Annotated in this window: 9 protein-coding genes and 1 pseudogene; all 10 read left to right on the top strand. The window is 40.5% G+C overall.

Annotated features, from left to right (window positions below; translation table 11 throughout):
• Positions 1-468 (top strand): DbpA RNA binding domain-containing protein (locus RT269_RS28530; RefSeq protein WP_313187803.1); only part of this gene is annotated, 468 nt, incomplete at its 5' end.
• A gap of 135 nt (positions 469-603) precedes the next feature.
• A complete protein-coding gene (locus RT269_RS28525; protein WP_313187802.1) occupies positions 604-1,692 on the top strand; it encodes a DUF871 domain-containing protein in 1,089 nt (362 codons plus the stop codon).
• A 21-nt stretch (positions 1,693-1,713) separates the two neighbouring features.
• Positions 1,714-2,508 carry a MurR/RpiR family transcriptional regulator gene (locus RT269_RS28520; protein ID WP_313187801.1) on the top strand — a complete coding sequence of 265 codons (795 nt, stop codon included), beginning with the start codon at positions 1,714-1,716 and terminating at the stop codon, positions 2,506-2,508.
• A gap of 118 nt (positions 2,509-2,626) precedes the next feature.
• Positions 2,627-4,504, top strand: a complete 1,878-nt coding sequence (locus RT269_RS28515; protein ID WP_313187799.1) for a beta-glucoside-specific PTS transporter subunit IIABC — start codon at positions 2,627-2,629, stop codon at positions 4,502-4,504.
• Positions 4,505-4,535: 31 nt separating this feature from the next.
• On the top strand, positions 4,536-5,999 hold the full coding sequence (locus RT269_RS28510; protein ID WP_313187797.1) for a glycoside hydrolase family 1 protein: 1,464 nt from the start codon (positions 4,536-4,538) through the stop codon (positions 5,997-5,999).
• A gap of 468 nt (positions 6,000-6,467) precedes the next feature.
• Positions 6,468-7,463, top strand: a pseudogene (locus tag RT269_RS30480) (collagen-binding domain-containing protein); the annotation flags it as partial.
• 83 nt (positions 7,464-7,546) lie between these two features.
• Entirely contained in the window at positions 7,547-8,038 is a 492-nt protein-coding gene (locus tag RT269_RS28505) for a hypothetical protein (RefSeq protein ID WP_313187795.1), read from the top strand.
• A gap of 10 nt (positions 8,039-8,048) precedes the next feature.
• Positions 8,049-8,321: a hypothetical protein gene (locus RT269_RS28500; RefSeq protein WP_313187794.1), complete on the top strand. Its 273-nt coding sequence runs from the start codon at positions 8,049-8,051 to the stop codon at positions 8,319-8,321.
• 561 nt (positions 8,322-8,882) lie between these two features.
• Positions 8,883-9,761 carry an SDR family oxidoreductase gene (locus RT269_RS28495; protein ID WP_313187793.1) on the top strand — a complete coding sequence of 293 codons (879 nt, stop codon included), beginning with the start codon at positions 8,883-8,885 and terminating at the stop codon, positions 9,759-9,761.
• Positions 9,761-10,042: a YciI family protein gene (locus RT269_RS28490; RefSeq protein WP_313187791.1), complete on the top strand. Its 282-nt coding sequence runs from the start codon at positions 9,761-9,763 to the stop codon at positions 10,040-10,042. The genes RT269_RS28495 and RT269_RS28490 overlap by 1 nt, the downstream gene beginning before the upstream one ends.
• Positions 10,043-10,486 lie beyond the last annotated feature (444 nt).

Genomic DNA, 10,486 nt, shown 5'->3' with positions numbered 1-10,486 from the left:
CGCACAGGAAGAACAGGGCGTGCAGGGCAAAAAGGGAAGGCCATCTCCTTTGTTGTTCCGACTCAAACCAGGTATCTGCATGACATCGAAGATCTGATCGGGTTTAAAATTCAGGAAAAAACGAAACCTTCCAAAGAGGAAGTAGCCAATCAGAAACCTTCCTTTGATAAAAAAATGAATACGGCTCCAAAGATTAAAAAAATGAAAAGTGATCAATTAAATAAAGATATAATGAAATTACGTTTCAATGGTGGAAAGAAAAAGAAGCTGAGAGCAACTAATTTTGTCGGAGTCATATCCAATCTGGATGGTGTGAAGGCAGAAGACATCGGAATAATTACCATACAAGATACCCTTACCTATATAGAAATACTAAACGGGAAAGGCCCATTAGTGCTGGAAGCAATGAAAAATACAATGATTTGCGGTAAACAATTGAAGGTATCATCTGTACAGTTGCAACGCTAATATTACTTTTGGAATATAAGGCGGTTAAATCAAAACTGCTAATTTTCTAAATTAGAAAATTATTTCAAAAGTAAAAAAACAAATTACTGATTTCACTGATATAATATCAATATAAAAAGATGTTTGGAGGGTGAAATGAGCAGACTAGGGATTTCAATTTATCCGGAGCATTCAACAATGGAAAGGGATTTTGCGTATATGGAATTGGCGGCCGCGTGTGGGTTTAAGCGGTTATTCACGTGCTTTTTATCAGTCGTTGATCATATTGACTCAGAAGTGGAAAAATATCAAAAATATATTCAAAAGGCGCATGAATTGGGATATACGGTATCCCTGGACACGAATCCTGCGGTTTTTGAAGCATTAGGTGCAAGCCATATGGACGTAAAGATATTTGCTGATATGGGGGTGGATATACTAAGGCTGGATATCAGTTTCGGAACCTTTATGGATGCTATCTTAACCCGAAACCCGTATGGCATAAAAATAGAATTAAACGGAAGCTTTGACAATGGTTCCATAACCCTTTTAGAAAATGGAGCGGATCCGGACAACCTATTAATATGCCACAATTTTTATCCTCAGAAATATACAGGATTGAGTTATCAAAAATTTATCGAATTGTCGAAAAAATGGAAAGACGCAAACCTTTTAACCAGTGCCTTTGTCAGCTCCCGGCAGCAGGACACCTTTGGTCCCTGGGAAGTTTACTGCGGCTTGCCTACTTTGGAAATACACCGCGGCTTGCCGATTGATCTGCAGGCTAGACATCTTATCAGCACAGGGCTTATTGATGATATTATCATTGGCAATGCCTATGCTTCAGAAGAGGAATTAAAGGCATTGTCCCGGATTCGTTTTGATAAAAAGGAAGTCAGGATTAAATTGCATCATGAACTGAATGCCGTTGAAAATAAGATCGTACACACTCTGCCGCATTTTTCCAGATTAGATGAATCTGACTATCTCATCCGTTCTTATCTGACCAAGAAATATGCCAAAAAAATCCAGGTTCCGGCGATAGAATATCCCTATAAACAATTTAAAAGAGGAGCTATTGTGATGATTAATGATAATCTGGAGAAATATCGCGGTGAATTACAGATTGTTTTACAGGATATTGACAATGAAGGTTATCAGAATATCATTGGTGAGATCATAGAAGAAGAATTAATCATCCTGGAAAATATTAAACCCGGCAGCATGTTTGCATTTATTTCATAAAATATTGTTGAGGTGATGTGGTTGAAGGATTCAAAACAAATCCTACTCGCTTATATAGACTGTTCTTTTAAGCAGGATATTTATTACGGATTGGCCGTTATGCTGCTGGAGCATGTATCAGATATACAAAATTATAATATTAATAAGGTTGCCCAGCTTTGTTATGTATCTACCTCAACGTTAAGCCGTTTCTGCAGAAAGCTGGGGTTTGAAGATTATAATGAATTTAAACATGGTTTTGATCAAAAATATCCGCTAATAAATTATACTAACGATTTTTTACAGCAGTCGACGGATGATATATTGACTGTTGCGAAAGACCGGTTAGAGGATATTCATGCCTTGATTGATTCCCAGCTTGCCAATCTGGATATCAGCCGGCTGGACCGGATCCTGGAAAGGATTTATGAAAGTCAGACGATTCTTTTTTTAGGACATCAGCTGTTGCAGTTTTATGGCAGTTACTTACAACAAAATCTGCTTCGATATCATAAATTAAGCTATTCATTCTATCAGGATGCCGATCAGATTCAGTTTATTAACCGTATGAGTCCGCGGTCACTCGTTATCATTTTAAGTGTGGATGGCAGCTATCATATTAAGCATGCGGAAATAATTACCCTTCTGACCAAGAAAAAAGTGACAACTGTAGTAATTACTCAGAACCCATCAACGCCGTTAATTAATTATTGTACAGATTCCCTGGTTATCAAAGGAACCAATAAAAATGATATTGGAAAATATGGAATGTTGTTTCTCATTGATCTCATGATGCTTAGGTATAAATTGTTATATCCAGGTTTGGACAACCTTTAACGGGAGCATGATATTTTCTGGATTCTCAATTATTGAAATGGATTTCCCGGGCAGGAATGTCCGGATCTCTGACAAACAAATTTTAGAATTCAAAGAAAGTAAACAGGAGGCCAGGAGTATGAGGGATTATCAGGTACTAGCTTCATTTATTGTAGAACATGTCGGAGGGGTACAAAATATTCTAAATCTGACGCATTGTGTGACGAGATTGAGATTTCTACTCAAAGATGAGAACTTAGCCGATACAAAACTTTTAGAAAAACAGGAAGGGATTATCTCGGTTATCAGACAGGGAGGTCAATATCAAGTTGTCATTGGAAATGAGGTTGAAGATGTCTACAATGCGGTGTTGGAAGTCAGCCAGATATCAAACCGCAACAACACTTCAAGCATGTTAAGTACCGGGGGTGAAGATAAGGGTGAAAAGAAAGGCTTGGGGGCAAGATTTGTTTCCATTATTACGGAAGTTTTCACACCGCTTTTAGGGGTTTTATGCGCAACCGGACTTATTAAAGGCTTTAGTATCATTTTCGTCGGATTAGGCTGGATCACTCAGGATTCAGGAACTTTTCAAATATTGCAGATCATTGGCGACAGTTTGCTGGTTTTTTCGCCGGTGTTTCTGGGATATACGGCTTCTAAAAAGTTTGGACTAAACGAATTTGTCGGCATGGCGATCGGAACGTGTCTGATCCATCCTACTTTAACAATTCTGATGAATGACAGTGCTTTATATTCATTGTTTCATGGTACTTTATTTGAATCAACGGTGAATACGACATTTTTGAGGATGCCGGTAATACTGATGAAATATTCGGGAAGTATTATCCCTATTATTATCTCCGTATATGTTGCAAGTAAAATAGAGAAGTTTTTTAATAAAATCATTCCCAGGTTATTAAAAATGTTTCTGGTTCCCGGATTGACCTTATTGGTAATCGTTCCTCTGACGCTGGTTTTCATCGGTCCGGTCGGGACGATGGCCGCTCAGCTTATCTCTGATGCCACCGTTTTTCTGAGTTCCTTTAATTCAACGTTAACCGGACTGTTTATAGGCGGGATCTTTCAGGTCCTGGTCGTGTTTGGAATCCATTATGGTTTGATTCCAATTCGCATTAATAATATTTCGGTGCTGGGATATGATAATATTTTATCGACGTCCTTAGCTGTGATTTTCTCTACTGCAGGAGTTTTATTAGCGATATGTCTGAAGACTAAAAATAAGAAACTCAAGGCTGTTGCTCTGCCGGCTTTTATTTCGGCAATGTTTGGCGTCACAGAACCGGCTTTGTACGGTGTCACGCTGGCAAGAAAAAAAGCCTTTATTTTTTCAGTTATAGGAGGTGCGGCAGGCGGTGCAGTTATGGGCTTTTTTGAATCAAAGACATATGTCCAGGGCGGTTTGGGACTACTTGCCATTCCCAGCTACATAGGCCCGAATGGCGTTGACAGGGCTTTTATTGGCAGTATCTTCGGTATCGTCGCTGGTTTTATCGTTGGTTTTCTGTTAACCTATATATTTGGCTTTGAGGATAAAAGTACGATTTCTTTATCATCACCGCTTCAGGGAAAGGTTGTTCCTTTAAATCAGGTGAAGGATGATGTGTTTGCTTCCGGATCAATCGGAAAAGGTGTTGCGGTCGTACCTGGGGAGGGGAAGGTGTATTCACCGCTTCAGGGAGAGGTTACGATGTTATATCCAACCATGCATGCGATTGGAATTACCGGTAAAGATGGTACCGAGATTTTAATTCATGTCGGAATAGACACGTTTAATCTGGAGGGCAGGCATTTTAAAGCCCATGTTAAGCAGGGAGATAAAATTAAGAAAAATCAATTATTATTAGAATTTGATATCAATGCGATCAAAGAAGAAGGTTATGACATAACGACGATGGTGCTATTGCTACAATCGGAGGATCAGGATGTTGCTGAGGTGGTTCAAAAGGATTATATTGATTATAGAGAGAAATTATTGACAATTGAGCGACTTTAATTACATGATTGAAAAGATAAGGAGGAAATGAATGTTTCCAAAGAACTTTTTATGGGGTGGAGCGATCGCGGCAAATCAATGTGAGGGCGCTTACAATGAAGACGGAAAAGGTCTGTCTGTCGCTGATGTTGCCCGCTATCGTTCGCAGATAGAGGTCAGTGACTATAAAAAGCAGTGGGAGATCAGTAAAGCGGATATTGAAACGGCCAAGTTAAGTCAGGATGTCCTTCAATATCCGAAACGCCATGGGATTGATTTTTACCACCGTTATGCCGGGGATATTGAATTATTTCAGGAAATGGGATTTAAAACCCTGCGTTTATCGATTGCCTGGACTCGTTTATTTCCAAAAGGAGATGAAACAAAGCCTAATGAAAAAGGGATCGCGTATTATTTGGAGATATTCAGGAAGCTTAAGGCCTGCGGGATTGAACCGGTTGTTACGTTATCTCATTATGAAATGCCATTAGCGCTGGTGGAAAATAATGAAGGCTGGGTATCCAGAAAAACGATGGAATGTTTTGAACGCTTTGCACGGACATGTTTTCAGCATTATCATACTTATGTGAAATATTGGCTGATCTTTAATGAAATAGACAGTATCATTCGCCATCCATTTACCACGGCCGGTATCATCGAAGAAAATTATCCAGATAAAAGAGCCTTGAATCAGGCCTTGATTCAGGCATTGCATCATCAGTTTTTAGCCAGTGCCATCGTTACCGGAGCAGCCAAAGAAATCAGAGCGGACAGCCAGATCGGCTGTATGCTTACAAGAACTTTAATTTATCCGCATACCTGTAATCCGGCTGATATCGCCTTAGCTCAGGTATTGAACCGGTTGAACTATCTGTTTGGGGATGTGCAGGTATTTGGGGAATATCCTGAATTCGCTTTTCGTTTTATGAAAAAACAGGGCGTTGAAGTAGTAATGGAAGCGGAGGATCTGACTGTGATAAAGAATAATCCGGTAGATTTCGTCTCTTTCAGCTATTACATGAGTTTGAATGCCAGCGTTGAGGCAAAGGGAATGGAACTGGCATCAGGAAATCTGGCTGTCGGAGTTAAAAATCCCTACTTGGTGGCTAATGAATGGGGCTGGCAGATTGATCCGGTCGGTTTAAGGGTGGCTTGTATTGATTTATATGACCGTTACCGCAAACCATTGTTTATTGTGGAAAATGGCATGGGTGCGATTGACGAGATTGGTGAAAACGGTATGATTGAAGATGATTACCGGATTGAATATTTTAAGCAGCATTTTTTAGAAATGGAGAAGGCGATTGCCAGTGGTGTCGAAATCATGGGCTATATGGCATGGGGATGCATTGATCTGGTCAGTGCTTCGACCTCCCAGATGAGTAAACGCTATGGGATGATCTATGTTGATGTGCAGGATGACGGAAGCGGGACCTATGAACGGCGTAAAAAGAAAAGCTTTGACTGGTATCGAGAAGTGATCGCCTCCAATGGACAGTCCTTACACCAATTATAGAGATGTAAACGCTGTACGCAATATCTGGAAACAAGGAATGTTAGCATTGGCATAAACTGCTAAAAAGAACCGCGGGACACATGGGGTTAGCTTGTTGATACTGTAGTCATCAGGTCACTAGAGCAAGAAGCCCCTGCTTCTGGCTTGAGCATTTATTACTTCCCAATTGGGTGCTAAGTATTGGGAGTATGTTACTAAGTGAATTTTGGGATAAGACATCTATATGGAGGCGTATTTGAGATTGGTAAATTAATTGGTCAATCTCTTTTTTAGGCTTTATCACAGGAAAAATGGTTTTATTGTATTATACTTTTCGTGTCCACATTTACATAAATTCCAATGAATTTCAGAAAATTAACATAAAATTTCGTCCAATTGCATAGAAAACCGCACAGAACCAATTCCATTAGAATAAACTGAATTGAGAATGAAAATGCGTTGCAAATCGAGCAGTTTGCAGGAGTTTATATGGACAATATCAGCTATAGTGATGAAGCAATGACAAGTGCAGGATTACCTTATGATAATATAAACTGGTATAATATTACGGGTCAGCCTTTTGGTACTGCCTCTAGATTTAATGTTATTATTTTTAATGATGCCAATAACATTATAGATATTGAAGGGCCTGTAGCAATAGGCGGTAGTTTTTACAGCCCAAGGGGTTTGAGTGTTGGCTTTGTCAAAAGAGGTAACAAAGCAGTTAATTACTCACCGGATTTAGTACGCTTTTTAGTTGGCGGTAATGTTTCTATGGCCGGTCCTTTGGTTGTTATCGGTCATGTGGTTGTGGGAGGAGCATTCCGTGCAGCCAATGGAAGTACCTATTTAATCGGAAAAGATGGTATAAATGATGGGATACAAGAACTGAAATTTTTGTATCAGGCCAATGGAGGCAGCCAATATTGGACACCATCAGATAAAGGTGATCACTATGTGGTTCCCAGTTATGATGTACCAAGATATATACCTGCAAGCAGGATAGGCGCTGACTTACCTAGATTTTTTAGTGATGCAAGGGAAAGCATCGGTTTATACAAAGACTGTATTGAGTCTTTAACTCCAAATGGAAATGTAGTGGATAATAATTACGAGTGGATTTTAAGGGGCAATGATCCTGTACAGAATGTATTCCTTATCGATGTAAGGCCAAATGGTTTAATCAATAAAGGAATTCGTGCAGAAGTTCCACAAGGAAGCAGAGTTATTGTAAGGCTGAGAACAGGAGCAAATGCCCATTTGCAATACGGTGTTTATGGGGAAAGAAGTAAGGTTAATCAGACATTGTATGTGTTTGAGGATGCAACTAATATTTATATGGAAAAGTCTTCTGATATCTGGGGAAGCATATTGGCACCACAGGCCATGTTTCATGCTCATCCTACAGGCGGCCATGTAAGCGGCAATGCTGCCTTAGGATCTTTTGCCGTAAATGCTGAGAGCGGCTTTGAATTTCATTATTACCCATTTATTGGCGGAGTGATATGTCCAGCTGTAGCACCAGCTCCGGAAGTACCTGAAGTATCACCAGGACAGGAAGAACAGGTATGCCCACCATGTCCGGCACCCACACCATGTCCGGCACCCACACCATGTCCGGCACCCACACCATGTCCGACACCACCACCATGTCCGACACCACCACCCTGCCCGGTACCACCGCCTTGCCCCACGCCGGAGCCATGCCCAGCATGTCCGGTACCGCCACCTTGTCCTACCCCGGAACCCTGCCCGGCATGTCCGGTACCACCACCTTGCCCCACCCCGGAGCCATGCCCGGTACCAGAACCCTGCCCAGCGTGCCCGGTACCACCGCCTTGTCCAGCGTGTCCGGAGCCAGAACCCTGTCCAGCGTGTCCGGTTTGTCCGCCATGTCCGGTGCCGCCACCATGTCCGGTACCAGAGCCATGCCCTGTATGTCCGGAATGCCCGATACTGGAGCCATGCCCAGCATGTCCGGAACCGGAAACGGTGATTATTCCCATTCCAATACCAATTCCTGCAGAGTGTCCGGAACAGGAACCCTGCCCTGTTTGTGAGGAATGCCTGATGAAACCCTGTATTATTGCGGGCTGTGTCTGGGGCTGTTGCTGCAATAGTTTCCATGATTGGGATGTAAAGTTATATGAGAGATGCAAAGATATTGATACGTTACTATGCTGTGTGCAGATCAATGGTTGCGGCTGCTTTGAATTTACAGTTCCTTATGAAGGTTTTTATATCTTGAAAGTAAGAATGTCTGACAACTGCTGCAAGACATTCCGGTGCAAACCAATCATTACGTTGAATAATGTTGGCGTAGCCTGTTTTATGATTGATTAATTCTATATTAATTTGTTTTTTATTAAATTTTATCAGAGCTGCTGCATGCGAGGGTTTCCCTTAATTGCAGCAGCTTTTTTATTAATTCCCCTTTAGATGTTTGCCTTACCTTTGGAAATGTAAATGCTGCCCGTTCTCTGGCGGAAAACGAAGGCATTCATTGACTTTCCAGAACCCATATGTTATCTTGTAATTATATTACCTGAATGGAGGGATTACGTGTGTTGATTTTTTTCCGATAAAGGGAGTCTTGCAACTAAATGCAATATTCTTTTAAATCTGCCGATGCAGATAATCGGGATAAGTCTGTCCATACGTGATACCTTATTTATATTATAGCAAACGAAACCTCTCCGATTTAAGGAACGGCTGGTTTTTTTGTTGGCAATTATTATAATATGGTATACTTTTTCCGATTCTATTTTGCATAGGCAGTCAATTGCCTGTGCTTTTTGTTATTCCTTGAAAGGGAGTTCAAAAATACGCTGGATAAGAGTAGATTGACAATGCTTCATTTCAATGTTGAATATTAATTAAGTAAAATAGAAAAGGAGAATATCTATGACACATAATATAAAAAATAAACGAGTATGGTTTATTACTGGAGCAAGTAAGGGACTTGGCTATGCCTTCGCATGTGCTGCACTGAAAGCCGGGGATAAAGTTGTAGCAGTTGCAAGAACGATTGATAAATTGGAAACGCTAAAAGATACGTATCAGGAGACTTTGATGCCATTAAACCTGGATGTTACAGACAGGGAGGCTGTTTTTTCTACGGTTAAAGCAGCGGTTGAACATTTTGGAAGGCTTGATATTGTCGTTAATAATGCGGGCATCATGACATTAGGAATGATTGAAGAATTGAAAGAAATTGATGCCAGGAAAATGATGGATACAAACTTTTTTGGAGCCCTTTGGGTCTGCCAGGCGGTGATGCCATATTTAAGGGCTCAGCGTTCAGGACATATAATACAGATAACCAGTATTGGTGCCATTATCTCAGGCCCAATGTCGGGCATTTACAGTGCAAGTAAATTTGCTTTGGAAGGAATGAGTGAAGCTTTAGCAAAAGAAGCTGAACATTTCGGAGTGAAACTTACCATGGTAGAACCAGGAGGCTACTGGACAGATTTATACCTTTCGATGAGTTACAGCGATCCATTGGATTCATACGGGACACTTCGTGAAGAGCTGGCAAAACAATACTCCGAAGGTTCGGCAGATAGTGATCCTTCCTTGGCAGCGGAAGCCCTTATGAAATTAGTAGATAGCGATAATCCTCCCTTGCGGCTTATCCTGGGCAGTATGGTTTACGATTTGGCAATGGACACATTAAAGACACGGATGAATGCTTGGGAGGAATGGGAGGCAGTTAGCCGTGCATCGGAAAACGCGATTCCCGCACCTGAGGGATATGGAGTATTTATGGAGGAAGAGTAATGACGTATATATATTTGATGAATAATGTGAAACCATTAAATAAGGAACTCATAAAGAGTCATGTGGATCATTTAAAAGAATTAAAGAATCAAGGCAAACTTGTATTTTGCGGGCCTTTTACAGATTACCCCGGAGGAATGGTCATTTTTTTAGCTGAAGATTTGGCGGAAGCAACGAAGATTGCAAAATCAGATCTTTTCATTGCTTCCGGATGTAAATCTTTTGAAATCAGAACGCTGGAACCAGCCAATGACGAAAATAATTACCTTTTGGGAGAATAAACTGGCATTCGGATCATTTTTGTAGATCAAGACATGTGGATCCCCTGGTATTGATTTTAAAAGTGTGTAGCCTTGAAAGTCTTGAAAATACTGGGGCTCACGGATACTGTATTTTAAAAGTTAATATTCTTCTTGTATTTATCCCTCGATCTGTGTTTATGAAAACATATCCAGGAAGTCAGGAATTTGATAAATATAAAAGAATAGAAAAACTGGGCTGAGAATTTAAGTTCCGTTGAAAATTATTTCTTTGTTTTTCCGCTTTATGTTCGCGCTATGCCAGGATCAGTTATGAAATTTTTTGAACAACTAAAGCCAATGAACAATAAAGACGTACATATGGCATTTTTAGTTCAGTCCGGTTTTCCAGAGACTAGTCAGTCGTACTATTTGAGACATTATCTTGAACTAATTACAAAAAGGCTGGGGTGATGCTTTGATGGA

The sequence above is a fragment of the Lacrimispora sp. genome, from assembly GCF_032078915.1.
GTDB lineage: Bacteria > Bacillota > Clostridia > Lachnospirales > Lachnospiraceae > Lacrimispora.
This window is presented reverse-complemented; position numbering and strand designations above follow the sequence as displayed.

Excerpts from the sequence above, each read along its gene's own strand:
- RT269_RS28525 (WP_313187802.1), top strand. The coding sequence starts at position 604 with ATGAGCAGACTAGGGATTTCAATTTATCCGGAGCATTCAACAATGGAA.
- RT269_RS28515 (WP_313187799.1), top strand. The coding sequence starts at position 2,627 with ATGAGGGATTATCAGGTACTAGCTTCATTTATTGTAGAACATGTCGGA.
- RT269_RS28510 (WP_313187797.1), top strand. The coding sequence starts at position 4,536 with ATGTTTCCAAAGAACTTTTTATGGGGTGGAGCGATCGCGGCAAATCAA.
- RT269_RS28505 (WP_313187795.1), top strand. The coding sequence starts at position 7,547 with ATGCCCACCATGTCCGGCACCCACACCATGTCCGGCACCCACACCATG.
- RT269_RS28500 (WP_313187794.1), top strand. The coding sequence starts at position 8,049 with ATGAAACCCTGTATTATTGCGGGCTGTGTCTGGGGCTGTTGCTGCAAT.
- RT269_RS28495 (WP_313187793.1), top strand. The coding sequence starts at position 8,883 with ATGACACATAATATAAAAAATAAACGAGTATGGTTTATTACTGGAGCA.
- RT269_RS28490 (WP_313187791.1), top strand. The coding sequence starts at position 9,761 with ATGACGTATATATATTTGATGAATAATGTGAAACCATTAAATAAGGAA.